Source organism: Micromonospora sp. BQ32 (assembly GCF_059358895.1).
The window spans coordinates 1-25235 of sequence record NZ_JCADBI010000011.1; the positions used below are offsets into that span (position 1 = coordinate 1).

The 25235-nt window shown below is 73.0% G+C and carries 27 protein-coding genes; 11 read left to right on the forward strand and 16 right to left on the reverse strand.

Annotation, left to right across the window (positions count from 1 at the left end):
* Positions 1-559 precede the first annotated feature (559 nt).
* The 3 genes from AC5L30_RS20665 to AC5L30_RS20675 all read right to left on the reverse strand — a co-directional run bounded on the left by AC5L30_RS20665 (position 560) and on the right by AC5L30_RS20675 (position 3257).
* On the reverse strand, positions 560-1204 hold the full coding sequence (locus AC5L30_RS20665; RefSeq protein WP_494869200.1) for a response regulator: 645 nt from the start codon (positions 1202-1204) through the stop codon (positions 560-562).
* On the reverse strand, positions 1195-2373 hold the full coding sequence (locus AC5L30_RS20670) for a sensor histidine kinase (protein ID WP_494869201.1): 1179 nt from the start codon (positions 2371-2373) through the stop codon (positions 1195-1197). Before AC5L30_RS20670 ends, AC5L30_RS20665 begins: the two co-directional genes overlap by 10 nt.
* 101 nt (positions 2374-2474) lie before the next feature.
* Positions 2475-3257, reverse strand: coding sequence for a DedA family protein (locus tag AC5L30_RS20675; RefSeq protein ID WP_494869202.1), 783 nt, complete (start codon positions 3255-3257; stop codon positions 2475-2477).
* Here AC5L30_RS20675 and AC5L30_RS20680 point away from each other — a divergent pair.
* From AC5L30_RS20680 to AC5L30_RS20690, 3 genes are read left to right on the forward strand one after another with little or no spacing between them, the layout of a single operon-like run.
* Positions 3256-4068 carry a carbon-nitrogen hydrolase family protein gene (locus tag AC5L30_RS20680; protein WP_494869203.1) on the forward strand — a complete coding sequence of 271 codons (813 nt, stop codon included), beginning with the start codon at positions 3256-3258 and terminating at the stop codon, positions 4066-4068. The two genes, AC5L30_RS20675 and AC5L30_RS20680, sit on opposite strands and share 2 nt — an antisense overlap.
* Positions 4069-4077: 9 nt before the next feature.
* Positions 4078-4911 carry an MOSC domain-containing protein gene (locus AC5L30_RS20685; protein ID WP_494869204.1) on the forward strand — a complete coding sequence of 278 codons (834 nt, stop codon included), beginning with the start codon at positions 4078-4080 and terminating at the stop codon, positions 4909-4911.
* A 39-nt stretch (positions 4912-4950) separates the two neighbouring features.
* Complete coding sequence (locus AC5L30_RS20690) at positions 4951-5451, forward strand: DinB family protein (RefSeq protein ID WP_494869205.1); 501 nt, start codon at positions 4951-4953, stop codon at positions 5449-5451.
* A 43-nt stretch (positions 5452-5494) separates the two neighbouring features.
* On the opposite strand, the gene AC5L30_RS20695 is transcribed toward AC5L30_RS20690, so the two are convergent.
* The 6 genes from AC5L30_RS20695 to AC5L30_RS20720 all read right to left on the reverse strand — a co-directional run bounded on the left by AC5L30_RS20695 (position 5495) and on the right by AC5L30_RS20720 (position 10428).
* Entirely contained in the window at positions 5495-6124 is a 630-nt protein-coding gene (locus AC5L30_RS20695) for a histidine phosphatase family protein (RefSeq protein ID WP_494869207.1), read from the reverse strand.
* Positions 6125-6157: 33 nt separating this feature from the next.
* A complete protein-coding gene (locus AC5L30_RS20700; protein WP_494869208.1) occupies positions 6158-7603 on the reverse strand; it encodes a serine/threonine-protein kinase in 1446 nt (481 codons plus the stop codon).
* Positions 7604-7701: 98 nt separating this feature from the next.
* The gene (locus AC5L30_RS20705; RefSeq protein WP_494869209.1) at positions 7702-7905 is read right to left on the reverse strand and encodes a hypothetical protein; all 204 of its coding nucleotides are present in this window, start codon (positions 7903-7905) and stop codon (positions 7702-7704) included.
* Positions 7906-7907: 2 nt separating this feature from the next.
* The gene (locus AC5L30_RS20710) at positions 7908-8972 is read right to left on the reverse strand and encodes a LacI family DNA-binding transcriptional regulator (RefSeq protein WP_494869210.1); all 1065 of its coding nucleotides are present in this window, start codon (positions 8970-8972) and stop codon (positions 7908-7910) included.
* A gap of 186 nt (positions 8973-9158) precedes the next feature.
* Positions 9159-10040, reverse strand: coding sequence for a Sco1979 family transcriptional regulator (locus tag AC5L30_RS20715; protein WP_494869443.1), 882 nt, complete (start codon positions 10038-10040; stop codon positions 9159-9161).
* Between the two features lie 148 nt (positions 10041-10188).
* Positions 10189-10428, reverse strand: coding sequence for a DUF397 domain-containing protein (locus AC5L30_RS20720; protein WP_091406718.1), 240 nt, complete (start codon positions 10426-10428; stop codon positions 10189-10191).
* A gap of 264 nt (positions 10429-10692) precedes the next feature.
* Here AC5L30_RS20720 and AC5L30_RS20725 point away from each other — a divergent pair, with 264 nt between their 5' ends.
* Positions 10693-11343: a GGDEF domain-containing protein gene (locus AC5L30_RS20725; RefSeq protein WP_355428105.1), complete on the forward strand. Its 651-nt coding sequence runs from the start codon at positions 10693-10695 to the stop codon at positions 11341-11343.
* Between the two features lie 4 nt (positions 11344-11347).
* On the opposite strand, the gene AC5L30_RS20730 is transcribed toward AC5L30_RS20725, so the two are convergent.
* A complete protein-coding gene (locus AC5L30_RS20730; RefSeq protein ID WP_494869212.1) occupies positions 11348-12415 on the reverse strand; it encodes a phosphotransferase enzyme family protein in 1068 nt (355 codons plus the stop codon).
* 108 nt (positions 12416-12523) lie between these two features.
* The gene (locus AC5L30_RS20735; protein WP_494869214.1) at positions 12524-13015 is read right to left on the reverse strand and encodes a type II toxin-antitoxin system PemK/MazF family toxin; all 492 of its coding nucleotides are present in this window, start codon (positions 13013-13015) and stop codon (positions 12524-12526) included.
* Positions 13016-13065: 50 nt separating this feature from the next.
* Here AC5L30_RS20735 and AC5L30_RS20740 point away from each other — a divergent pair, with 50 nt between their 5' ends.
* From AC5L30_RS20740 to AC5L30_RS20750, 3 genes are read left to right on the forward strand one after another with little or no spacing between them, the layout of a single operon-like run.
* Positions 13066-13581: an NUDIX hydrolase gene (locus AC5L30_RS20740; protein ID WP_494869215.1), complete on the forward strand. Its 516-nt coding sequence runs from the start codon at positions 13066-13068 to the stop codon at positions 13579-13581.
* A gap of 26 nt (positions 13582-13607) precedes the next feature.
* Positions 13608-14849 (forward strand): serine/threonine-protein kinase, encoded by a 1242-nt coding sequence (locus AC5L30_RS20745; RefSeq protein ID WP_494869216.1) that lies wholly within the window; start codon positions 13608-13610, stop codon positions 14847-14849.
* On the forward strand, positions 14846-15784 hold the full coding sequence (locus AC5L30_RS20750; RefSeq protein WP_494869217.1) for a phosphotransferase family protein: 939 nt from the start codon (positions 14846-14848) through the stop codon (positions 15782-15784). Before AC5L30_RS20745 ends, AC5L30_RS20750 begins: the two co-directional genes overlap by 4 nt.
* Before the next feature lie 27 nt (positions 15785-15811).
* Here the strand turns inward: AC5L30_RS20750 and AC5L30_RS20755 are convergent, their stop codons facing one another.
* The 4 genes from AC5L30_RS20755 to AC5L30_RS20770 form a co-directional block, all read right to left on the reverse strand.
* The gene (locus tag AC5L30_RS20755) at positions 15812-16285 is read right to left on the reverse strand and encodes a DUF2267 domain-containing protein (protein ID WP_494869219.1); all 474 of its coding nucleotides are present in this window, start codon (positions 16283-16285) and stop codon (positions 15812-15814) included.
* A 211-nt stretch (positions 16286-16496) separates the two neighbouring features.
* A complete protein-coding gene (locus tag AC5L30_RS20760; protein WP_494869220.1) occupies positions 16497-17918 on the reverse strand; it encodes an MGH1-like glycoside hydrolase domain-containing protein in 1422 nt (473 codons plus the stop codon).
* Complete coding sequence (locus AC5L30_RS20765; RefSeq protein ID WP_494869221.1) at positions 17915-18736, reverse strand: TIM barrel protein; 822 nt, start codon at positions 18734-18736, stop codon at positions 17915-17917. Before AC5L30_RS20765 ends, AC5L30_RS20760 begins: the two co-directional genes overlap by 4 nt.
* The gene (locus AC5L30_RS20770) at positions 18737-19774 is read right to left on the reverse strand and encodes a zinc-dependent alcohol dehydrogenase (protein ID WP_494869223.1); all 1038 of its coding nucleotides are present in this window, start codon (positions 19772-19774) and stop codon (positions 18737-18739) included. It lies immediately after the preceding gene.
* A 115-nt stretch (positions 19775-19889) separates the two neighbouring features.
* Between AC5L30_RS20770 and AC5L30_RS20775 the strand changes: the two genes are divergently transcribed.
* From AC5L30_RS20775 to AC5L30_RS20790, 4 genes are read left to right on the forward strand one after another with little or no spacing between them, the layout of a single operon-like run.
* Complete coding sequence (locus tag AC5L30_RS20775) at positions 19890-21284, forward strand: ABC transporter substrate-binding protein (RefSeq protein ID WP_494869224.1); 1395 nt, start codon at positions 19890-19892, stop codon at positions 21282-21284.
* Complete coding sequence (locus tag AC5L30_RS20780; protein ID WP_124857333.1) at positions 21281-22237, forward strand: carbohydrate ABC transporter permease; 957 nt, start codon at positions 21281-21283, stop codon at positions 22235-22237. Before AC5L30_RS20775 ends, AC5L30_RS20780 begins: the two co-directional genes overlap by 4 nt.
* On the forward strand, positions 22237-23103 hold the full coding sequence (locus tag AC5L30_RS20785; protein ID WP_494869225.1) for a carbohydrate ABC transporter permease: 867 nt from the start codon (positions 22237-22239) through the stop codon (positions 23101-23103). Before AC5L30_RS20780 ends, AC5L30_RS20785 begins: the two co-directional genes overlap by 1 nt.
* 54 nt (positions 23104-23157) lie before the next feature.
* Positions 23158-23763: a class I SAM-dependent methyltransferase gene (locus AC5L30_RS20790; RefSeq protein WP_494869226.1), complete on the forward strand. Its 606-nt coding sequence runs from the start codon at positions 23158-23160 to the stop codon at positions 23761-23763.
* Positions 23764-23826: 63 nt separating this feature from the next.
* Here the strand turns inward: AC5L30_RS20790 and eccB are convergent, their stop codons facing one another.
* Entirely contained in the window at positions 23827-25212 is a 1386-nt protein-coding gene (eccB, locus tag AC5L30_RS20795) for a type VII secretion protein EccB (RefSeq protein WP_494869227.1), read from the reverse strand.
* Between the last annotated feature and the right edge of the window lie 23 nt (positions 25213-25235).

Here is a 25235-nt window from a genome sequence, read left to right on the forward strand (position 1 = left end):
CCTGACGAGCGGGGGCTCGTGGCGCCGGGTCCCTGTGTAACGACCGGGGGGCCCAGGTCATTCCGGGTGGCCCACCCGCCGACACCCCCATCGCGGCGGTGCCTGCGATCGTTCGTGGGGACTGCAACGACCGGTAGGCCGAGGTCATTCCGGGGCGGCCCACCTGCCGACACCCTCATCAAGGCGGTGCCTGCGGTCGTTCGTTCGGACTGTAACGACCCGGCGGAGGCTGGCATTCCAACCTGCGCGACCCCGGTTGCGGGTCGGCCGGTCGGTGGTGCTGCGATCGTCAGGGTATGTAACGACCCCGGCCCCGCCATGATTCCGGCCCACGAGTGCGGCCGGCCACGACCCACAACACCCACAACACCCACAAACGGGCAAACCACCCAGACAGCACTGGGCTTGCGGTGTCGAATCGCCCCTCACCCGCGTGATCCACTCGGGTTCACGGAAGTCGGGGCATCCCGGACGCCCGGACCCCCCGACATCAAAGAACCCGAGTTGATCAGCCGAGCCGGCCGGCGCTCGCGTGCCCGGCCCCCGATCCCTGGGCGGGTCAGGTGCCCAGGTAGCGCAGGACCGCGAGGATTCGTCGGCTGTAGCCCGTGGTGTGGGCGAGGTCGAGTTTGTCGAAGATGGCGTTGACATGCTTCTCGACCGCGCTCTGCGACACGTGCAGCCGCTGGGCGATGGCGAGATTCGTGTGTCCCTGGGCCATCTCGTGCAGTACGTCCCGTTCCCGCGGTGTGAGCCGACCGAACGGGTCGGGTCGCTCCGAGCCGGCCACCACCTGACGGACCACCTCCGGGTCCAGGGCGGTGCCTCCGGCGGCGACCCGGTCGAGGGCGTCGAGGAAGTCGTCCACCTGAGCGACCCGGTCCTTGAGCAAGTAGCCGACCCCCTCGGGGCGGTCGGCGAGCAGCCGCCCGGCGTACCGCCGCTCCACGTACTGGGAGAGCACGAGGACGCCGGTGTCGGGCCACCGACGACGGATTTCCAGGGCGGCCCGCAGCCCGTCATCGGTGTGGGTGGGCGGCATCCGGACGTCGGTGACAACCACGTCGGGACGGGACCGTTCGACCGCCTCGACAAGCTGGTCGGCGGTCCCGACCGCCGCGAGCACCTCGTGGTCCTCGTCGGCGAGCAGCCGCGTCAAGCCCTCCCGGAGCAGCGTCGAGTCTTCGGCGAGGACTAGTCGCACGGCAACTCCGCCAGCACGGTCGTCGGACCGCCGGTCGGGCTGGTCACCCTCAGCCGGCCGTCCAGCGCGGCGACCCGGCGCGCCAGCCCGGACAACCCGCGCCCGGTCGGCTGCGCCCCGCCGACGCCGTCGTCGTGCACGCGCATCCGGATCCACCCATCCCGTACCCCGATATCGACCGTGACCAGGGTAGCGGCGGCGTGTTTCGCGGCGTTGGTGAGCGCCTCGCAGGCCACGAAGTACAGCACCGTCTCGATCTGCCGCTCGGGGCGGACCGGCAGCTCGCAGCGGATCCGCACCGGCACCTGCGAGCCGCGGGCGACGATGGCCAGGACCTCGCCCAGATCGCTGCCGTCCAGTGCCGACGGGTAGACCCGCCACGCCACCTCGCGCAACTCCTCGATGGCACGCTGCACGTCCTCGTGCGCCTGGGCCAGCAGCGCGTGCGTACGGTCGGCGTCGCGGGCGCGCCGGGCCCGGCCGAGCAGCATGCCGAGGGCGACCAGCCGCTGTTGGAGGCCGTCGTGCAGGTCGCGTTCGATGCGCTGCCGTTCGGCGTCGACTGCGGCGATGACCCCGGCCCGACTGGTAGTCAGCTCGTGGACCCGCCGGGTCAGCTCCGCCCGACTTCCCGGGCCGAGCAGCCGTCGGGCCAGCCGGATGTCCAGCGCGGCGATGCTGGCTACGGCCTGAACGTTGAGCAGTAGCAGGACCGCCCCGACGGCGATCTGGGACAGGGCGTCGAGCAGGGTCAGCTCTCCGCGCACCGCCGCGCGCAGCACGATCCCGGCCAGCACCACGCCGACGCCAAGCACGGCGTACGCCAGCAGGCCGAGTGCGCCGGGTAGCAGTCGGGCGGCCAGGTAGCCGACCTGCCGGCGGGTCGGCACAGCGTTCGGCGCGGGCACGTCCGTCGCGGCGAGCAGCCTGGCGAGGCGGCGATGTTCCATCCGCACCAGCCACCCGCCGTACCGGTTGGTCAGGCCAGCGACCCGAGGGCCGGCCGCAGGCGCGACCGCGCTCACGCTGAATGCGGCGGCCGCGACGGCGAGAAAGACGAACTCGACGGCGGCCGTCGCGATTCCGACGGCGACGCCGACCGGCAGCCGCAACCGATCCCACCACCCGCCGGTTCGCCGTTCCCCCACCACCTCGCCCGCCTTCCGCACCAAATCTGCTCTCCCTCGCCCTGCGTCATCTGACGCGCCCGCAGGCGACCGCGGGTGTCGCGTGGGGTGCAGCAGAGCAAAGGACACCAGAGGAGGGCTGACTAGCGTTCGTCCGAGGCCCACGACCCGCTTCGGTACAGGGTGCCGCGACCGCCCGGGTCCGGCATCGCGTTCAGTGCGCTCTGCTCGGGTTCGGTCGGCTCGGGGTTCCGCGCGGCACGGCGGGCCTTCAGCACGCGGGACCCGACGAACCAGGCGGCCGCCGCCACGCAGACCACGATCACCACTTTCTGGAGCGCGCCGACGTAGCCCTCGACGAGGTGCCAGTTGTCGCCCAGCAGGTAACCGGCGAGCACGAAGGTGGTGTTCCAGATCAGGCTGCCCAGCGTGGTGTAGAGCAGGAACGTGGCCACCGGCATCCGCTCCACGCCGGCCGGAATCGAGATCAGGCTCCGGAAGATCGGGATCATCCGGCCGAAGAAGACCGCCTTCACGCCATGCCGCAGGAACCACGCCTCGGTCCGGTCGACGTCGCTGAGCTTGACCAGTGGGAGCCGGGCGACGATGGCGCGCATCCGGTCGCGCCCCAGCGCCGCGCCGATCAGGTAGAGCGCGAGCGCACCCAGCACCGAGCCCAGCGTGGTCCAGAAAATCGCACCGACCAGACTCATCCGGCCCTGCGCCGCGACGAACCCGGCCAGCGGCAGGATCACCTCACTGGGAATCGGCGGGAAGAGGTTCTCCAACGCCACCGCCAGGCCGGCACCCGGCCCGCCGAGTCGTTCCACCAGGTCAGTGACGTAGCCGACGATCCCATCCTGCGGTGGTTCCGCTGCGGCGGTGGGGGTTCCGGTGGCGAACACGGCGTGGGACGTTCGAATCATGCGCCCACGTTACGAAGTCATCCTGAGAGCCGACCATGGGGCCGACCGCCCGGCCGCGCGGGTCGACCACACCGGTGGGGGTGCGGAAAGCCGCACCCCGCTACGGCTCGCGGTGGCGCAGCCACCGTGCGTACCCCTGGATGTCGCGGCAAACGCGCGGGCGCACGCCGCCGCGGTCCGCGCGGCGGGTGCCCGGGTGGTGGTCTTTCCCGAGCTGTCACTGACCGGGTACGAGTTGGACGCGCCGGTCGTGTCGGTCGACGACCCGCGGTTGGTGCCGCTTATCGAGGCGTGCGCCGAGACGAACGCGGTGGCCCTGGTCGGTGCGCCGGTCGCGGGCGACCACATCGCGATGCTGGCGGTGACCGACGTTGGCGCGACGGTGGCGTACCGGAAGATCTGGCTGGGGGACGCGGAGGCCCGTCGGTTCCGGCCCGGCGACACCCCGGTCGTGCTGGAGGTGGACGGTTGGCGGGTGGGGCTGGCGATCTGCAAGGACACCGGCGTGGCCGCGCACGCGGAGCGGACGGCCGCGCTCGGGATCGACGTGTACGCGGCGAGCGTCCTGGAGCAGGCCCGCGACGCCGCCGTGATAGATGGGCGGGCGTACCGCATTGCCACCGCGCAGCGGGTCTGGGTGGCGGTGGCGAGCTTCGCCGGGTCGACCGGCGGTGGCTACAGCGAGGCAGCGGGGTGCTCGGGCGTCTGGACGCCGGACGGCGAGGTGTACTCCCGCGCGGGCACCGACCCCGGCGAGTCGGTCAGCGTCAGCCTCACTCGGCCCGGCCGTGGCGGCGGCAGGCGCGGTTAGGGTGACGGGATGATCTCCGGACGAGTGGTGCAGCTGCGGCGGTACCCGGTGAAGTCGCTGCTCGGAGAGCGGATCCCGACCGCCGACATCGGTGCGACGGGCGTCGCGGGTGACCGGGTGCTGGCCCTGCTGGATCAGACCAGCGGGCGGGTGGCCAGCGCCAAGCAACCCCATCGCTGGCGCGGCCTGCTCACGCTACGAGCGACCGGCGGGGCGACCGATCCGGTACGGATCACCCTGCCCGACGGCCGACAACTGTCGGCCCAGGACCCCCACGTCGACAGGGCGCTCAGCGCGGCGACGGGTTGCCCGGTGACCCTCGTCGACGCCGTACCGGCCGGCGCCACCCTGCTGCGGTCCGACCCGGAGGCGGTGCTCGCCGCCGGCCTGACCGACGAGGTCCCGGCCGACGAGAGCCGGCTCGGGTCGGTGCTGCCCGGCACCTTCTTCGACTTCGCTCCGATCCACCTGGTCACCACCGCCACCCTGGACCGGATCGCCGGGCACCTCCCGCCCGGGGCGGGGACGGTGGAACGCTACCGGCCCAACCTGGTGCTCGACACGGACCCGGATGCCTTCGCCGAGAACGGCTGGGTCGGCCGGGAGTTGCGCATCGGCCCGGACCTGGTGCTCACCGTGCTCGCCCCGACGCCGCGCTGCGCGGTGCCGACGCTCGCGCACGGCCCGCTGCCCCGCGAGACCGAGGCGCTGCGGGTGCCCGCCCGGCTCAACCGGATCGAGCCGCTGCCCGGAGTAGGCCCCCAGCCGTGTGTTGGCGCGTACGCCACTGTGGTCCGTCCCGGGCGGGTGGCGGACGGCGACCGCGTCGCGGTCGGCCCATGAGTGTTTGCGCGGCGGCGATGACCTTGAAATGCTTCCGGAATGACCTCCTTTCCTCCGACCTTCGCCGATGATGTCGTCGGCCAGTCGGCTCAGGCGCAGTTCGAGGCGTTCATCGACGAGCACCGCAGGGCGCTCAACGGCTACCTGGACGGGCTGACCGAGGAGCAGGCGCGCCGGTCGTTGGTGCCGTCCCGGACGACGCTGCTGGGTCTGGTGAAGCACGCCGCGTTCGTGGAGAAGGTCTGGTTCGACGAGGCCGTCACCTGTCGGCCCCGGGCCGAGATCGGCATCCCGGCCACGCCGGACGAGTCGTTCATCCTCGACGACGGCGACACGATCGCCACCGTTCAGCGCGCGCATCGGGAAGCCTGCGAAGCCTCCCGCCGCGCCACGTCCGGCCTGGGCCTCGACGACCTGCTTCGCGGCAACCGGCGCGGCCCGCTGCCGCTGCGCTGGGTCTACCTGCACGTGCTGCGCGAGCTTGCCCAGCACTGCGGGCACGCGGAGATCCTGCGCGAGCAGATCCTGGCCGCCGAATAGCGTCGCCGCAGGCCCGAGCCGGTCGCCCTCGGCATGGCCGGGATCATCTGCCGGTGTCGGCGAAGCGACGCAGCGTCCAGCGGGCCGGCGGCCAACCGCCGGGGTCGTGGTCGGTGGTCCATTCGGTGATCGAGCCCGGGGGCACGTCCAGGTCGAATGCCCGGAAGACCGGCTGCGCGGCGAGCGCGTGGAACCCGCCCTCGACGGTCTCGCTGTGGCCGACCAGGATCACGGTGGAGCCCCGGTGCCGGTGGGCGATCTCCATGATCGCGCGGCTGACCCGGACCACCAGTTCGGCCCAGCTCTCGTTGCCCTCTTCGAACGGTCGGAACACGCCGCCACCGGGCACCGCGTGGTCGGTGCGGAAGAGGGCGGTCGGCAGGCCGTCGGCGTACGGGGGTGTGTGCCAGGTGCAGAGACCACAGTCGGCCACGGGCCGGACGCCCAACGCCGCGCCGATCGGTTGCGCGGTCTCGACAGCCCTGCGCAGCACGGACGAGTAGACCGCCACCGGCCCGTCGGCGGCGACCTCAGCGGTGAGCCGGTTTGCCAGGTGGTGTGCCTGCTCGTGGCCGAGGGCGGTGAGGCCCCGACAGCCACGTGGCCCACCGATGATCCCTTCCAACTGGTGGACCGACTCGCCGTGTCGCACGAAGATCAGACGTGTCCGCATCGGGACATCATGCCAGCGGTATCGACGGGGGTATCAGTCGTCCGTACGGCCGCCGGAGAAGCTGTCGACCCGCGTGAGCAGAGCGTCCAGTCGGGCGCCCGTCTGCGCTGGTAGGCGGTCCCGCCGCACCAGCTCGGCGATGTGGTCCCGCAGGTCGGCGACGCGCTTGGCGCGGTCCCTGGTGCGGTTGAGGTCGGCGAGGTCGTCGCGGAGATCTTCGGCGGTCTTGCGGTCGACGTCGCCGCGGGCGACCGCGGTGGCCAGGACGGCGGCGAACTCGCTGGTCACCTCCCGGAAGCTGACCGGTATCTGCTGCCCGGCGGTCGGCGGCGCGGTGCTGGCGGCGGGTGGCGAGGACGGTGCGGACGGCGTCGGCGAGTGCGTCGTGGGCGCGGAGGCGGAGGTCGAGGGCGCGTCGGCGATCTCGGCCGGGTCGGGTGTGCCCGGGTTGCCGAACGGGTCCCCCGCGAACAGGGCGCCGACGCCGATCAGCACGGCGAGAACGGCAGCGACGAGCGCGGCGGCGGGCCGACGCGATCGACGTCGGGCCGGCGCGGCGGCAACCGGGAGAGGTCGGGCCACCACCGAGCGGTCGATCAGGGTGGGCGGGTGGACGGCCGGCCGGATGCGCAACAGCTCGGTGGGCGGCTCGACCGGCTGACCGGCACCGAAGCGGCGGGCCAGGTGCGCGGCGCTCGGCCGGTCGGCCGGGTTGGCGGCCAGGCAGGCGACGGTCAGCTGGGCGATGTCGGCGGGCAGGCTGGGCACCCGCAACGGCGGCACCGGGGTGCCCCGCCGGTGCACCTCCAGCGCGTCCTCCCAGCTCTGCACGGGCAGTGGCGCCCGCCCGGTGAGGGTGCGGTAGAGCAATGCGCCGAGGGCGTACACGTCGCTCGCCGGGTCGGGCGGCCCGGCGGTCAACCGTTCCGGGGCGAAGTAGGCAGGGGTGCCCATCAACGGTTCGCCGGACTGGCTGTCGAGGCCACCGAGCGCGGCGATGCCGAAGTCGAGCACCTTGGCGCCGGTGTCGGTGAGCATGACGTTGCCGGGCTTGACGTCGCGGTGCACGACGCCGATGCGGTGCGCGGCGGCCAGCGCGGCGGCGATCTGCCCGGCCACCCGGACCGCCTCCGGCCAGGGCAGCGGCCCGGACCGCAGCCGGTCAGCCAGGTTGTGACCGTCGACCAGCTCCATCACCAGGTACGGGACCACGACGCCACCGGCCAGGGTCGCCTCGGCGTAGTCGTACACCTGGGTCACGTGTGGGTGGGTCAGCCGGGCGGCCGCGCGGGCCTCGCGTTGGATGGTGGCCCGCAGCTGTGGGTCGGTGGCGAACTGCCCGGCGAGCACCTTGATCGCGACCGGCCGCCCCAGCACCTCGTCGTCGCCTCGCCACACCTCGGACATGCCACCGAGACCGATCCGCTCGTGCAGTACGTAGCGGTCGTGGAGGCGGAGAGTGGGCATGAGCGGTGACATGGCTTCACCAGTCTGCCTGGCAACGCCGCCCTCGACCACTCTGCGTGCCCGGCCCCACACTGTTCGTCCCGTGCGTGCCGGAATGGGATTGGTTCGGGTCAGGAGCAGCGGGGGGTGCCGGGCAGCGGGCGCGGCTGGATGCGGTCGGCGAGCCGGCGCAGGGCGCGGGCGGTGGCCCGCCGGGTCGGGGCGAGCAGGGCCCGGCGGGGGTGTTCGACCTGGACCGGAGCGTCCGGTCGGGCCGAGTTGACGTGTCGGTTCATGGCGTCGAGCGCGGTGATGTATCCGGTGGGAAGTTCCATGGTCAACTCCTCGGGACAGGTCCGGTGGAGGCCCGGACGACGAGTGCGGTGGGCAGCAACACGTGACCGGCCGCGGTGTCCGCGGGCGGGTCCAGCAGCAGTTCGGCGGCGATCCGGCCCTTCTCTTCGGCCGGTTGCCGGACGGTGGTGAGGCCGGCCGCGGCGGCCTCGGGGACGTCGTCGAAGCCGGTCACCGAGATGGTTGGACGAGCGTGGGCCGGCCGCGCGGCCAGGGCGTCCAGCACACCGAGCGCGAGCACGTCGGAGCCGGCCAGCACGGCGGTCGGCGGTGCGGGATGGTCGAACAGCCCGGCGATGGCCGCGGCTGCCGCCGCCCGGCTGTTGCCGGGGACGTTGACCAGGGTCAGCTCGGCCCAGCCGACGCCGACCTCGGCGAAGGCGTCGGCGAACCCAATGAGCCGACCTCGGGTGGTCGGATGCGGCACCTGGTCGACCCCGGCCAGGGTGAGCGGGCCGGCCGGCGCGTCGGGCAGCACGGAGTCGGCGAGCAGCGCCACCCGGCGGTGCCCGAGCCCGGCGACGTGCGCGGCGACACTGCGCGCGGCGGCCCGCTCGTCGATGCCGACGAACCGCTCGTCGGCGCCGGCGTCATCGCGGGCGGCCGTGCTGACGAACGGCAGCCCGCGTTGGCGGATCACGTCCAACGCCCATTCCTCGTCGGCGACGCAGTAGACGCAGAACCCGTCGACCGCGGCGTTCTCCACCGCCCGTCGAGCGTCGGTGACCGCCGGCGGCAGCGGCACCAGCAGCATGCTCGTGCCGTGCCGCTCGGCCGCCGCGCCGACACCGGCGAGGAAGCGGACCGCGAACGGGTCGGTGAAGGCGTACGACAGTCGCGAGGTGAACAGCACCCCGATCGACCCGACGAAGCCCCGGCGCAGGGAGCGCGCGGTGGGGTTGGGACCGGGGTAGCCGAGTTGCCGGGCGGCGTCCAGGATCCGCTCGCGCAGGGTGGCGGAGAGCTGGTCGGGGCGGCTGTAGGCGTTGGACACGGTGCTGCGGGAGACGCCGACGGCGTCGGCCACGGCTTGCAGTGTTGGCTTCACCGGCACCTCTCTGTATCGATCCAGTCTGTATCGATACAGAGATTAGCCCGACCGGTCGGCGTGGGTCAATACGTGCGCGGGGAGTCCTGGTTACGGGGGCTTACGGTCCGGGCAGGCGGGCGACCGGGCCCCGCGCTGACGTCCGTCCACGGTCGTCGAGCGCGCCAGGGCCGTCGCGGTCGAGAGTCAGGCCGGGTAGAGGTCGTCCAGCAGGCCGCCGAGGATCTCCGCCGTACGCTCCGGCGGCTCGGCCTCGACGCAGAGCCGCTCCATCGCCACCGCGTAGTAATCCAGATCGTCGCGCTTATCGAGGTAGATGGCGCTGGTGAGCTGTTCGATGTAGACGATGTCGGGTAGCTCCTGGTCGCCGAAGCGCAGGATGGTGAAGGCACCCCCGGCGGCGGCGTGGCCACCGGCGGCGAACGGGATGACCTGGAGCCGGATGTGGGGCGACTTGGTCGCCTCGATGAGCGCCGTGAGCTGGCCGCGCATGACCTCGGCCCCGCCGATCGGACGGCGCAGCGCCGCCTCGTCCACCACGGCCCAGAGCTGCGGCGGGTTCTCCCGGTGCAGCAACTGCTGACGCTGCATCCGCAGCGCGACGCGCCTGTCGATCTCACCCGGGCCGGCCGCGCCGTGCCCGAGCAGCACGACCGCCCGGGCGTACTCCCGGGTCTGCAGGAGGCCGGGCACGAACTGCACCTCGTAGCTGCGGATCAGCGCGGCGGCGGCCTCCAGGCCCAGATACGACTGGAACCAGGACGGCAACACGTCGCCGTAGCGGTGCCACCAGCCGGGGCTGTTCGCGTCCCGCGCGAGCTTGAGCAGCGCGTCGCGCTCGTGTTTCTCGGTGACGCCGTAGAGGGTCAACAGGTCGGCGACGTCGCGCTCCTTGAAGCCGACGCGGCCCAGCTCCATCCGACTGATCTTGGATTCGGAGGAGCGGATCTCCCAGCCGGCGCCCTCCCGGGTCACCCCGCTGGACTCTCGCAGGCGGCGCAGTTGGGCGCCGAGCAGCATGCGCAGCACCGTCGGCCCGGTTGTCGGGCCGCCCTCGGCGGGAACCATCGTCACGTGCGGACCTCCGGACACCGACCCACGACGGCCGGGCGCCCCGGCCCGGCCGACGTGTAAGCATGCCATGGACCGACAGTGAGATGAACTCCTCCGCGCCGGTGAATAAGTCCCGTCACCGGGACGACCCACCCCCGGACGGTCAGTTGATCAGATGGTCGAAATCGCCGTCCCGCGCACCGAGAACGAAGGCCGCGATCTCATCGACCGTGTAGATCAGCGCCGGCCCCTCCGGGTGTCGTGAGTTGCGGACCGCGATGCCCGCTCCCTCGGGCAGTTCGGCGAGTTCGACGCAGTTGCCGCTCGGGTTGCTACGGCGGCTCTTCTGCCAGCTCAGCGGAGGCAACTGGTGGATCGGTACGCCATTGGGTGGCTGCTGCATGGGGGCGTCTTTCTGTTACGAGCCCGCCGGTGGCCGTGGGAGGAGCGGTGACGGCGAGGGGGTGCGGTATCGACATTGGACGGTTCTGCACGTGCATCTGCTATTGCATCTGCATCCGACGGCGAGCATGATAACGCACATGATCGGTGCCCATCCGTTCACTTTGAGTGACCCTCGCACGGGCAACGATCAGGCAAAACTGGGCCCGACGCGGCGCGCCGCGTCAACCGAAGACTGGAGGCGGTCGCGGCGATGGGAGGGTTCGTGCCGGATCCGATGAGTGTCGCCTCCGGCGTCTGCGCGGCCGGCGCGCTGCTCTCCTCCTGGCAACTGCGCCGACGGGCGGTGCGCGCCGAGGCCGAGATCGATCACCTCCAGGCCGAACTGGCCGCCGAACGGCACGCCGCCAGCCACGACCCGCTGACCGGGCTGCCCAATCGACGCGCCTTCTACCGCCTGGCCGCCGCCCTGCTCACCGACGCCGCCGGCCAGCCGCTGATCGCCGTGGTGCTCGACCTGGACGACTTCAAGCAGATCAACGACCGATACGGGCACGCCGCCGGCGACCAGGTGCTGATCAGTGTGGCCGAGCGGCTCGCCGGCTTCGCCGGGGACAATCTCGTCGCCCGCCTCGGCGGCGACGAGTTCGCCGGGTTGCTCTCCAGCCCCACCGTCGACCGGCGCTGGATCGAGCACTCCACCCGCCGGCTCAGCGAGACCGTCGCCGCGCCGATCCGGCTGAGCGGGTGCAGCGTCCGGGTCACCGCGTCCGTCGGGCTCGCCCCGGTGACCGGCCCGGCCCAGCTCACCGACGCGCTCAGCCGCGCCGACGCGGCCATGTACCAGGCGAAGAGCCTCGGTGGCGCCCGGTCGCCCCGCCAACTGGTCGACAGCGCGTTCCTCGGGGAGCGCTGACCGTTCAGCCCGGCCCTTCCTCCTGTCCGCCCTGGCCGGACGCCGCGTCCACTGCGCGCCGCCGGTCCAGACCGCGCACCGCCGCGTCGGCGAGGGTGACCAGACCCACCGGTGACACCAGCCCCCGCACGATCCGCGCCGCCCGGTCCCGGTCGGCCGCCTCGGCGTCGGGGTCCAACGCCTGGCGGGTCCAGTCGCTGAGGTCGTCCAGCGCGCGAACCGCGAGGAACCAGGCCAGGCGCACCGGGTCGACGTCGGTCCTGCCATAGCCGGTGAGCGCGGCCCGCTGCTGCTCGGGAGTGATCGGCGCGAAGGCGAGCACCCCGCCGAGGACGAACATGAGGTCGCACTCGGGCGGGGCGAGCACCGCGTCGTCCCAGTCGATCAGCCAGACCTGCCCGTCCCCACCGAGCAGCAGGTTGCCCAGGTGCGGGTCACCGTGGCAGACGACGTTCGCGCCGGGTCGGTCGCGCTGCTCGACGCGGCGCTCAACCTCGCGGATCAGGGCCTCCAGCCGGTCGGCCACCGCGGACCACACCCCCGCCAGCTCCGCGAGCAGCGGGTTCGCGAGGTCGACCGGGTCCGGGTTGCGCAGCCGTGCGGCCACCGCGCGGGTCGCGGTCACGATCGAGGGGTACGCGGCACCGCCCACCGGTAGCAGCCGGCTCAGTTCGTCGGTCACCGGCACGGCGTGCACGGCGGCCAGCACCTCGCCGTACGCGCGCCAGTGCGCGCCGGTCATCGGGCCGTCGAGCGCCCGCTGGTCGGAGACCCACGGCACCACCGAGAGGCGGCGGCCGTCATGGTCGAGGGAGAGCCGTCCGTCGTCGGCCCGCAGCGGCGCGGCGATGCCCGGCACCCCCTGTTCGGCCAGGTACGCCGTCACGACCAGGCCGGCCGGGGTGCCGCCACCGCTCAGCTTGACCGCGTACCGACCGCCGTCGACGGCCTGAGCCAGCCACAGCCGTGCGTGCTGGTCCGCGCCGTGGGTGACTCGCTCCATCGTGGACAGCCGCAGACCAAAGCCCGTCCGCACCTGGTCGGCCACCTGCCGCGCGACGTCCTGCACCATGCGGACACCATGCCAGTGACCGGGCCAGCCACCCACCAATTTTGCCGACCGGCCGGGCAGCTGCGTCACTGTCGGACTTCCCCACTTCTGGGGCAGCCCGTCGCGCGGTCAGCGCCAGCCGTAGCCGGCGCGCAACGCCTGCCCGACCCGGTCGAACCGGGGCCGATCCAACACGGCGCCCTCCCGCCGGATGCTGTCCTCGCGCATGGTGAGCACCCGGTCCAGCCGGACCCAGCTCGGCCGGTTGTCGCGGTCCCACTCACCCGGCCCGAGGGCGAACCAGTGCCGCTGCCCGTCCCGCTCGCTCTGGCTGGACAGCATCAACCCGAACAGGGTCCGACTGTGCCGCCCGACGACCAGCACCGGCCGGTCCTTGCCCTGGCGGGGGTCATCCTCGTACGGCACCCACGTCCAGACGATCTCGCCCGGGTCGGCCTGACCGTCCCGCTCCGGAGCGTAGGTCAGCTCCCGACGCTGCAACGCACTCACCTGACGGCGACGGGCCACCTGCGCGGGGGCCGGCCCGGTACGCCGGGGCGACGGGATCACCGCACCGACCCGGGAGATACGCGCCGCGAAATTCCTCAACAGACCAGCCACGGCGGGCAGCCTACCCGCCACCGAAGCGGGCGGTACGACAGACTGGCCGGATGAACGAGCTGCCCCGCGACCTGCCGATCCTGGAGCGACGCGCGGTGCGGGTGGTGGTCACCGACGGCACCGACCGGGTGTTGCTGTTCCACACCCACGACCCGGACCACCCACGGCTGGGCACCTGGTGGGAGCTGCCAGGCGGCGGCATGGACCCCGGTGAGACCTATCGCGACACGGCGGTGCGGGAGCTGCGGGAGGAGACCGGCATCGTGATCAGTGTCGACCAGGTGGGCGCGCCGACCTGGCGGCGGAGGGCCAGCTTCCTGCACCGCCAGGTGCGGCACGTCCAGGACGAGGTCGTCATCGCGGTACGGCTGGCCGGCCCCGGCCCGGACGTGGACGAGGCAGACCGGCTCGACTACGAGCGGGAGGACTACTTCGGCTTCCGCTGGTGGCCGTTGCCCGAGGTGGTGGCCAGTCGGGAACGGTTCTACCCCGGGCAGCTCCCCCGGCTGATCACCCCCTTCCTCGCCGGCACCGAGATCGACGAGCCGTTCGAGCTGTGGTCGTGAGCCAGCCCGGCGGGCAGAGTGGGGGCATGAGGACCGATCTGCACGGGCCGCTCTCCGGGTACGCCGCGCGGCTGCACGCCACCGCCGGCGACCGGCACCACGTCGCCTCCCCGCTCGGTGCCTGGCTGCTGCTCGCGGTCGGTGCCACCGCAGCGGTCGACGCCGACCCGGCCGCCGAGGACGCCGCAGCCGCGGAGCTGGCGCGCGCCCTGGGCACCGACCTGCCGAGCGCGGCCGAGGTGGCCCGAGCGCTGTTGGACGCGCCGCACCCGCTGGTCGGGTCCGCCACCGCGCTCTGGCACCGGTCGGGGCAGGGCGACGGCGGGCCGGCGGCGTGGCGGGCCGCGCTGCCCCGCACGACCGAGGTCGGCGTCCTGCCCGATCAGGCCGGGTTGGACGCCTGGGCGCGCGAGCACACCCTCGGCCTGATCGAGGCGTTTCCCCTGCGGGTCGGGCCGGACGTGGTGCTGGCCCTGGCCAGCGCGTTGGCCACCCGGGTGTCCTGGGCGACCCCGTTCGACGTCGCCGACGCACGTGCGCTCGGCGCTGACAGCCCGTGGGCCGGCCACCTGCGGCGGGCGCTGCGCAGTCCGAGCCACGGTCACCGGGGCGCCATCGTGTCCACCGCACGGGTCGGTGACGTGATCGTGCACGCCGCGCCGGCCCAGACGACCGACGGCGCGGGGCTGGTGGTCCTCTCGGTGGCCGCCGCACCGCAGGTGCCACCGGCCGAGGTGCTGGCCGTCGCGTACGACCTCAGCGCCGGCGCGGCCGACGGCGCGCAACCGGCGGGCAGCCGCTCGCTGTTCGACCTGCCGCTCGGCGAGACTCCGCTGTGGACGCTGACCGAGGAGCGGGTACGCACCCGGGCTCGCGACGGCCGCGAAGAGCGACACCACGCCGTCCTCCCCTGCTGGTCGGCGCGGAGCGACCACGACCTGACCGCCCCGGCACTGGGCTTCCGGGCCGTGGCGGCCACGCTGGCGACGGCGATGGCACTTCCGGTGGAACGCTTCGAGGCACGGCAGACGGCGGTGGCCCGGTTCGACCGGTACGGCTTCGAGGCGGCCGCGGTGACCGGCATGTTCGGGCTGACCAGCCTGCCGCCGGAGGGGGTGGCCCGCACCGCCGAGCTGCGCTTCGGCCACCCGTACGCGGTGGTGGCGGTTGCCACCGACACCCGGGCCGACGGCGTTACCGGCCCGTGGCACGGGTTGCCGGTCTTCTCCGCCTGGGTCGCCGAGCCCGAGGAGGTGCCCGAGCAGTGAGCCACCTAGCGGAGACCCAGGTGGCCGGGGTGCTCCGGCAGTGGATCGGTACGGCCACCCCGAAGCTGCTGGGCGAGGGCATGGAGGGCGCGGTCTACGAGGTCGGCGACTCTCGGGTGGCGAAGATCTGGTTCGCCGGTTCGGTCGAGTCGTCCCGCCGGGCGGCGGCGTTCTACGACGCCCTGGCCGCGAAACCGCTGGCGTTCCAGGTGCCACGGATCACGCAGGTGGAATCGGTGGGTGGTCGGGTCGTCACCATCGAGCGGCGGCTGACCGGAAGGACCCTGGCCGAGGCTCTCGCGGCCGGCGCGGTGTCGCGCGAGGACGCGTACGCGATTGTCGTCGACATCGTCGCCGCGCTCGCGGCCGGCGGTGGTCTCTCGGCGGCCCGGGAGATGGCCGTCCTGGGCGAGGACACCCCGCTGTTCAGCGCCGGGGAGGGCTTCGCGGTCGCACTCGCGCGCCTCGCCGATCGCCGGGTGGAGCGTTTCCGGCCGGTGCTGAGCGGCGCCGTCGCCGACTTCGAGCGGAAAGCCGCGGCGCTTCCCAGCCGTCTGGTCGAGGTCGACAGTGGCCGGCGAGCGGTGCTGCACGGTGACCTGATCCCGGGAAACATCCTGGTCGACGCCTCGGGCCGGCCGAGCGCGGTGCTGGACTGGGGCTTCCTGACCACCGAGGGTGACCCGACGTTCGACGCGGCGGTCACCGCCGCGATCTTCGACATGTACGGGCCGGAGGCGGCGCAGGTCGAACGCGATCTCCTCGACCGGGTCGAGGCGCGGTTGGGGTGCGACCGTTCGGCGCTGCTCGTCTACCGGGCCGCCTACTCGCTGATCACGGCGAACGCCTACGACCCGACGGGCCAGGACGGCCACTTCGCCTGGTGCGTGGCGGCCCTCAACCGGTCCGACGTCACCAGCGCTCTCCTCGGCTGACCCCCGTCTGGCCGGGCCGAGGCGAGGTCAGAACCCGCCGTCGCGCGGCAGGCGCCCCACCATCTCCCGGAACTCCCGTACCGTCATGGCCGTCCGCAAGGTGGCGAAGACGGCGCCGGTTCCGGCCCGGGCGGTGGCCGGGTCCACCCCGGCCCGCTGTTCCACCCGACGAAGGAACTCCGTCGGGCCGGCGTCCATCGGGGTCGCGGCGGCACCGCCGACCTCCAGGCCCACCCCGGTGGTCAAACCATCGGCGCCGGCATCCGGGCCGGTGGCCCCGCCCGGGGCAGGGCCGGGGGCCGTGTCCGGAGCCGGGCCGGTCAGGTAGCCGTCGACCTGATTCGGAAGGTGCCCGACGAGATCGTCGGACGCGCCGCCGGTCACCCGCTCGGCCAACGTCTGGAGCACGGCGCGGGCGAGCACGGCGGCCTGCTCAGCCGGCAGGCCGGACCGTTGGGACACCGCGTCGATGAAGTACGGGAACCCGTCGCCTTCGGTCACGCTCGGGCGGTTACCCCTGGCCGGCCGCGACAAACTGCCGCTAGGCCAGCAGACCCTCGGCCAGCAGGTGGTCGAAGATGATCTGGTCGACCGGCGAGGTGCGGTGCCGGTCCGCGTACCCGAGCCAGGCCATCCAGGCCACCTTGTCGATCTCGCGCACGCTGCTCCTTCTGGCCGCCGGGATCGGGGACGCTACCACCCGGCACCGCGCTCAGTCGGCCAGCAGGTCGAGTAGCAGCGCGGCGGTCCAGCTGAACGCCGGCGAGCCCAGCCCAGCGCCGGTGTCCGGGTGGAAGTACTCGTGGCAGCCGGCCTCGGCGATCAGACCGATCATCGAGCGGCGCAGCCCGGCGGCCAGCTCCGGGTGCCCGTGCGTGAGCAGCCCACGCCGGACCAGCCAGCCGATGTTGAGCCAGCTCGGCCCCCGCCAGTAGCGCAGCGGCTCGAAGTCGGGTGCGGTGCGGTCGTAGGTGGGTAGCGGCCGGTCCATCCACCGGGCCACCCCGAAGCGCGCCGACCGCGCCTCGACGACCAGCGCGTCGGCGTGCCGGGTCGGCAGGTCGGGCAGGATCAGGGGGGCCAGCCCGAGCACGGTACGGGCGCTCACCAGGCGGTCGGTGCGCAGGTCACGCGGCTGGAACACGCCGGTGTCCGGGTCGTACAGCCGGCGGAGGAGGGCTTCGGTGATCAGGGCCGCGCGGGCCCGGTGCGGCTCGGGGTCGTCGCCGACGAGCGCGGCGATCTCGGCGAGGGCGTGTTCGGCGGCCCCGAACGCCGCGTTGAACAGCGGGCACTCCACCAGGAAGGGGTGACCGGCGGCCAGGTCGCGATCGGAGTAGCCGCGCTCGCGGTAGGCGGCGACGATCGCCAGGTAGCGCGCGTAGTCCAGGTCCGTGGGGCGGTGCGCGGCGTCGACGTGCGTGGTGTCGTGCCGACGGTACGCGCGCATGACGGCCGCCTCGGCCGGCACCGCGGCCATCGGCTCGTCCCACGCCGGGCTGTTGTCCAACCCGGACTCCCACGGGTGCACGATGCAGACCAGTCCGTCACCGGCCACGTCCCGTCGGTCGGCCAGGTAGCGCTGTTGGGCGACCAGCGCGGGATAGAGCTCGCGCAGCGCGGCCAGCCCGGTGGGGTCGGGCGTCCGCCGGTACGCCAGCAACGCGGCGAGCGCGTGCACCGGCGGCTGGACCAGGCCGGAGGTGGCTACCGTCGGTGCTCCCGGCACGTCGGCCGAGCGCCACATCTCCGGCCCCGGGAAGTACGCGCCGACCCGCAGCGCCGGGTTGAACACGATGTGCGGCACCCGTCCGTCAGCCCACTGCGCCCGGAACAGGCTGGCCAGCTCCCGCCAGGCGCGGTCGGGGCGGACCTGGGCCAGCCCGATCGCAATGAACGCGGAGTCCCAACTCCACTGGTGCGGGTAGAGCGTGCGCGAGGGCACCGTGTGGTCGTGCTCCCAGTTGGCGTCGAGCGTGTCGACCGCGAGTCGACGCAGCCCGCTCGGGTCGGCCGGGCCACCCGGGCGGGCGGCGTCGGCGCGGGTCACTCCGGCGTCGACGGGCGCGCCGACGCCGGCCGTTCCGGCTTCCGCGGGCGCGCCGACGCTGGTCGGCCCGGCGTCGGCGGTCACGCGGCGGCCCGCCGGGGCAGCGCGTGTCGCAGCACCGTGGCGGCCTGTTGCAGGGCCCGGACCGGGTCGCCGCGGAGTCGGCACTCCAGGGCCAGCCATCCTCGGTAGTCCAGCTCCAGCAGGGTACGCACCAACGCCGGCCAGTCCAGGTGCCCGGCGCCGGGTTGGTACCGGTTGGAGTCGCTGACCTGCACGTGCCCGAGGTACGGCGCGGCGGCGCGCAGCGCGCGGTGCACGTCGTCCTCCTCGATGTTCATGTGGAAGGTGTCGGCGACCACCCGGACCGACGGCAGCCCGAGCGCGGCGCAGAGCGCCACCGCCTCGTCGAGCCGGTTGACCATGTGGTCCTCGTACCGGTTGAGGGGTTCGAGGAAGAGGGTGACCCCCTCGGCCCGGGCGTGCTGGCCCAGCTCGCCGAGGGCGTCGAGGAGCACCTGCCGGTCGCCGTCCGGCGGGCGGGGCGGCTCGAACGGCGGCAGTCGCCGGGAGAACATCCCCCAGGCGGCCGGGGTCATCACCCCGACACCGCCCAGCTCGGCGATTACTGAGAGCTGGGAGCGCAGATTGCGGACGGCGTCGGCGGACCGGGCGGGGTCGAAGTCGCCGATGAAGTGGTCCATCTCGACGCAGACGGTGGGCATCACCACCCCGGCGGCGCGGGCCCGGCGCAGTTCGGGCAGCCGGCGGGCGAACGCGAGGTCGCCGCGGCCGCGTAGCTCGATGCCCTGGTAGCCGAGGGCGGCCGCGAGGGCGTACTTCTGGATCAGGTTGGCGCCCGGCAGGAGTTGTTCCTGACAGGCCAGCGCGATGGTGGTCATCTAGAACCTCAGCACGACTTGGAGGACGTCACCGGCGCCGCGGTCGAGCAGCGCGAGGGCGTCGGCGACCGCGCTGGCGTCGACGATGTGGCTGACCAGCGGCAGCGGGTCGACGCTGCGGTCGGCCACCAGGTCCATGAAGGTCTGCGCGACCCGGTCTCCGGTCCACCGGCCGGCCATGCTCGGCGCGGGGGTGGGCCCGGAGACCTGGGCGGCCACCAACTGGATGCGGTTGTGATGGAACTCCTCGCCGAGGCCGAGCGCGTCGGCCTGGCCCTGGTAGAAGCCGGCGGCCACGACCCGGCCGGCGTGGGTGGTGGAGCGGATCGCCTCGTGCAGCGCCGGGTACGCGCCGGACAACTCCAGGCAGACGTCGGCCCCCCGGCCGTCGGTGGCCTGGCGCAGCACGGCGGCGGCGGACGTGACGGTGGCGTCCACGGTGGACCGTGCGCCGTAGCGGGCGGCGTGCTCCAGCCGGTCGGGCACCGGATCGACGGCCACCACCCGGGCCCCGGAGAGCACCGCGAGCCGGGTGGCGAGCAGCCCGATGACGCCCTGCCCGAAGACGCCCACCCAGTCGCCCAGGTGCAGGTCACCGGCGAGCACGGCGGTCAGCGCGATGGCGCCAGGGCGGGCGAAGACCGCGGCGAGCGGATCCAGCCCGGTGGGGAGGGCACGGACCGCGTCGGCGGCGAGCACGGCCTCGGCCCGGTGCCCCCAGATGCCCCAGACGAGTTGCCCCGGATGCCGGTCGGTGACGTCCGGCGCGACCTCGACGACCTCACCGACCTCTTCGTAGCCGAAGCCGATCAACGGGTAGGGCACCGGGGTCTGTCGGGGGACGAACATCCGGGCGGCGTCGTCCCAGTCCTTGCTGAGCCGGGGATTGCTGCCCCGGTAGAGGGTCAGCTCGGTGCCGGCGGAGATGCCCGAGTAGCAGGTGCGGACTCGGACCTGGCCGGGGCCGAGCGGATCCGGCGGGCAGGGCTCGAGGCTGATGCGTCGAGGCCCGGCGAGAGAGACCACCCAGTTGCCCATGTGTCACATCCCGGTAGCACTGGGCTCCAGGATAACAAAAAATCGCGATATGTCTTGCTATTGATCAATCGAAGGTGTTGGATCCCTCATGTACCCTTCGAGAGGAGTGCCATCGATGTCAGCACCTCCGAGGCGGATACTCGCCACCACCCTGATCCTGGCACTGACCACGTCCACCCTGCTGGCCTGCGGCGACGACGAACCAGACAGCAACAGCAAGAAGATCACCGTCTGGAGTCTGGAGGACGTGGCCGACCGGGTCACCGCCACCAAGGCGATCATCGCCGACTTCACCGCCAAGACCGGGATCCAGGTCGATCTCGTGACCGTCAACGAGGACCAGTTCCCGTCCCTGATCGCCGCCAACGCCGCCGCCGGCGACCTGCCCGACGTGGTCGGGTCGGTCTCCCTCGCCGGCATCCGTACGCTCGCCGGCAACGAACTGCTGCACGCCTCGGCGAACGCGGAGGTCGTCGACACGCTGGGCAAGCAGACGTTCTCCCCCCGGGCACTGGAGCTCACCTCCGACGACGGCAAACAACTCTCCGTGCCCAGCGACGGGTGGGGGCAGCTGCTCGTCTACCGTAAGGACCTGTTCGCCGCGGCCGGCCTGCCCGCGCCCGACACGTACGAGCGGATCACCACCGCCGCGGCCCGGTTGAACACCGGCGGAGTCGCCGGAATCACCGCGGCGACCGCCCCCAGCGACGTGTTCACCCAGCAGACCTTCGAGCACCTGGCGCTGGCCAACGGCTGCCAGCTCACCGACGACTCGGGGAAGGTCACGCTGGATTCGCCCCAGTGCGTCGAGGCGTTCCGCTTCTACGGTGACCTGATCCGCACCAGCTCGGTGAAGGGCGCGCAGGACGTGGACACCACCCGGGCCACCTACTTCGCCGGCAAGGCGGCCATGGTGATCTGGTCGCCGTTCATCCTCGACGAGCTGGCCGGGCTGCGTAACGACGCCAAGCCGACCTGCCCCCAGTGCCAGGCGGACCCGGCGTTCCTCGCGAAGAACAGCGGGTTCGTCACCGCGATCAAGGGCCCGAACGGCACCGAACCGGCCCAGTACGGCGAGATCAGCTCCTGGGCCGTGCTGGACGGCGCGGCGGCCGACCCGGCGAAGACCTTCGTGGAGTTCATGCTCAGCGACGGCTACCCGCGCTGGTTCGGCATGTCCCCGGAGGGCCGCTTCCCGGTGCGCAAGGGCACCCCCACCGAGCCGGAGGCGTACCTGACCGCCTGGAACACCAGCCAGGCGGGCGTGGACGCGAAGAAGCCCCTCACCGACGTGTACGGCGACGAGGTGCTCGCCACGCTGCGCCGCAGCCCGGACACCTTCGGACGGTGGGGCCTCAGCCAGGGGCAGGGCAAGCTGGTCGGCGCCATGCTCGGCGAGTTGCCGGTGCCGAAGGTGCTGGGTGACCTCGTCTCCGGCAAGTCCGACCCGGCGGCCATCGCCAGCCGGGCCACGAAGGACGTGGACGCCATCAAGGCGGGCGTCAATTGACCACCACCGCGCCCGGCCCCGGCCGCTCCCCCACCCGGGAGCGGCCGGCGCCACCCCGACGCCGACCGCTGACCCTGCGCCGCCGCGAATCCCGGGCCGGGCTCGCGCTGGTCGCACCGACCCTGCTCGTCACCATCGCGGTCATCGGCATCCCGATCGTGTGGACCCTGGTGCTCGCCTTCCAGCGGGTCCGGCTCGCCACGCTGCGCAAGACCGGCCTGTTCGGCGAGTTCACCATGGACAACATCGACCGGGTGCTGCACACCCCCGGCTTCGCCGAGACGCTGTGGGTCACGCTGATCTACAGCATCGGCGGCACCGTCGGGTCGATCCTGCTCGGCCTGGTGGCCGCCCTGGTCGTCCGCCGGCCGTTCCGGGGCCGCACCCTGGTCCGGGCGTCCATGCTGCTGCCGTACGTGGCACCGGTGGTCGCGGTGACGTTCGTCTGGCAGGTGATGCTCGACCCACAGCTCGGCATCGTCAACGCGTGGGGTCAACGCCTGCTCGGCTGGGACGCCCCGGTGCCGTTCCTCACCCAGGAGTCGACCGCGCTGGCCACGGTGATCGTCTTCGAGGCGTGGCGGTACTTCCCGTTCGCGTTCCTGTTCCTGCTGGCCCGGCTCCAGGCGGTCCCCGGCGAGTTGGAGGAGGCCGCCCGCGTCGACGGCGCCACCCCCACCCAGCGGTTCCGGCACATCCTGCTGCCCCAACTGCTGCCGGTGATCGCCCTGCTGGGCGTGCTGCGCTTCATCATGACGTTCAACAAATTCGACGACGTCTACCTGCTCACCGGCGGTGCCGCCGGTACCGAGGTGGTCAGCGTGCGGGTGTACGAGTTCCTCACCGCCCGTACCGACATCGGGGCCGCGGCCGCGCAGGCGGTCGTGCTGGCCGTGGTGCTCATCGTGTTCGTGCTGATCTACCTGCGCTTCTTCGGACGGAGGGTCAGCTGATGGACCGGGACGTGGTCGAGACGGTGAGCCTGCGCTGGCTGCGCCGTCTGGTGGTCGCCGTTTTCCTTCTGATCACCGTCTTCCCCTTCTACTACATGCTGGTGCTCTCGGTGCGCCCCATCGAGCGGCTGCTGCTCGACCCCGGCGCGCTGGTGGTCGGCTTCGGTGAGCTGACCGTGGCCACGTACGCCGAGGTGTTGAAGGCCACCGACGACGGCGGCCAGGGCTTCCTCACCTTCATCCGCAACAGCGGGTTGGTCGCCGTCGCGGCGACCGTGCTCACCCTCCTGGTCGCCATCCCCGGCGCGTACGCGGTGGCCCGGCTGCGATTCTTCGGCCGGCGGCAGGTGGACTTCCTGTTCCTGGCGGTCTACCTGTTCCCGTCGATCGTCATCGCGATCCCGCTGTTCGTGGTCTTCACCCGCGCCGGCCTACGCGGCTCGCTGTTCGGTCTGGTGCTGGTCTACATCTCGCAGACGTTGCCGGTGTCGGTCTACATGCTGAAGAACTACTTCGAGACCATCCCGGTCAGTCTGGAGGAGTCCGCCGCCATCGACGGCGCCGGTCGACTCGGCATCATCCGGCGCGTCAGCCTGCCCCTCGCGATGCCGTCGATCATGGCGGTCGCGCTCTACGACTTCATGATCGCCTGGAACGAGTTCCTCTTCGCCCTGCTGTTCCTGGTCGACAAACCCAACCGGTGGACGGTGTCGCTCGGGTTGTCACTGCTCGCCGACGGGGTGGAGGTGCCCAAGACGGTGCTGATGGCCGGGTCGGTCGTCCTCACTCTGCCCATCGTGATCCTCTTCTTCGCCAGCGAGCGGCTGCTCACCGAGGGGCTGACCAGCGGCGCGGAGAAGGGCTGAGCGTCTCGTCCGGGTCGCCCGCCGGGCTCCCACCGGCCCGGTTACGGTGGCCTCATGGCCAACCCGACCCGCTGGGCGACCGACACCGGTCCCGAGCACTCACAGTGGTACATCGACCGGTTCCGCAAGCTCGTGGCCGAGGGTGCGGACCTGGCCGGCGAGGCCCGACTGGTGGACGCCCTCGTCGCGCCCGGCTCCCGGATCCTCGACGCGGGCAGCGGCACCGGCCGCGTCGGTGCCGCGCTGGCCGAGCGGGGACACACGGTGGTCGGGGTGGACGCCGACCCCGCGCTGGTGGACGCTGCCCGCGCCGACTATCCCGGCCCGACGTGGCTGGTCGCCGACCTCGCCGAGCTGGATCTACCGGCGCTGGGTGAGCCGGAGCCGTTCGACGCGGCGGTGCTGGCCGGCAACGTGCTCGCCTTCGTCGCCGTCGGCACAGAACCGGACGTGCTGCGCCGGGTGGCCGCCCACCTGCGACCCGACGGCGTGCTGACGGTGGGCTTCGGCACCGAGCGCGGCTACCCGCTGACCGCGTTCGACGCCGACGCGGTGGCCGCCGGGCTGCGCGTGGAGCAGCGCTTCGCCACCTGGGACCTGCGTCCGTGGCGCGACGACGCCCCGTTCGCGGTCACCGTCCTGCGCCGCCCGGCCGACTGACACCGTCTCCGCGCGTTGTTTTCGGGCCGCCACGCCGCCCCGTCGCCGGCAGGCTTTGTATGGTCAGTCTGGGGCGGCGACGGCGCGGGCGGCGGCCGGGTCGAGGGTGGCGCCGGCGGGCACCAGGCTGACCAGCCCGGCCGGCAGCCGCATCGGCCGCACGTCGCGGTAGCCGAGCATCGGGAGGACCTCCCGGTCGGCCAGCACGTACCGTCGGCCCAGGTCGGTGACGACGGAGACCGCGCCGCCGGTCGCGCCGGGCGCCGCCGCGGCCTCGACCACCGCGCCGCGGCCCGGCTCCACCACCACGTGGTCGGCCAGCACCGCGCCGCCGGTCGGCGCGGTGCGGGGCACGGCCGTCAGGTCCCGCAGCGGTACGCCCCAGCGCACCTCACCAACCCCGCCGTCGTCGCCGACGCGGGTGCAGAGCGCGCCGCCGTCGCCGGCCGCGAGCCGGGGCGGGGTCGGTGGCGGGGCGTTCGGGCCGGTCGGGGCGAGATCGGGCACCGTGGGCAGCGCGGCGAACCGGCCCAACGTCATCGGCACCGGCTCACCCTGGCCGGTGCGGGCCAGCAACAGCCCCGCCTGCAACTCGGTGATGCCGGCCAGGCCGGCGTCGAGCGCCACCGCGTACTGCCGGCCGCCACCGGAGTTGCTCACCAGGTAGACCGTGCCGATCGCGGCACCCGGCACCCGGGTGGCGGGCCGACCCAGCGCGGGCAGGGCGAGCGGGGCGAGGTCGTTGCCGGCGGGCAGCGAGTTGAGGAGCGCCGGCGCCACCGGAACCGCCTGAGCCCGGGTGGTGGCCAGCGCCGCCAGCACCCTGCTGGGATCACGGACGAGGTAGCGCCGCTGGTGCCAGACCAGGTGCAGCCCGCCGTCGGGGTGGCGCAGCAGCAGCGCGTCGTCGCCCAGCGGCCGACCGCCGTCGGGCTCGGTGCCGATCAGCAGCGCGGAGCGGGGCGTCTCGACGCCCGCGCCGGCCGGGACCGTCGAGCAGACCGTCCACGCCGTGGCGGCCAGCCGGCCGGGGGCGGGCAGCGAGTCGGGGGCGTCGGCGATGCCCAACGGCAGCCCGCGCGGCACCCCGTCGATCGTGCGTCGGGACACCAGCACGGTCTTCGACCGGTCCGCGCCGACGATGAGCAGCGCCGAGGCGTAGTTGAGCACCGGGTGCAGCTTCTGCTCGCGATAGACGAAGCGGGCGCCGGACTCCTTCTCCACGATCACCGCGCCCGGGTCGCGCCACCCCTTGCCGCCACCGGCGAACAGGCCGTAGAGGGCGAAACCACCGAGCCCGATCGCCGCGACCAGGACGCTGGCCAGGCCGGCGCCGGCCAGCCGCCGAAACGGCGACTGCGCGGGGTCGGTCTCCCGCATGACCAGGGCGGCGACGGCCCGCTGGACGCTGAACTGGTAGGAGTGCAGCTGGTCCTGCCGCGACGGCATGAGTCCCCTCCGGTGGATCGGCC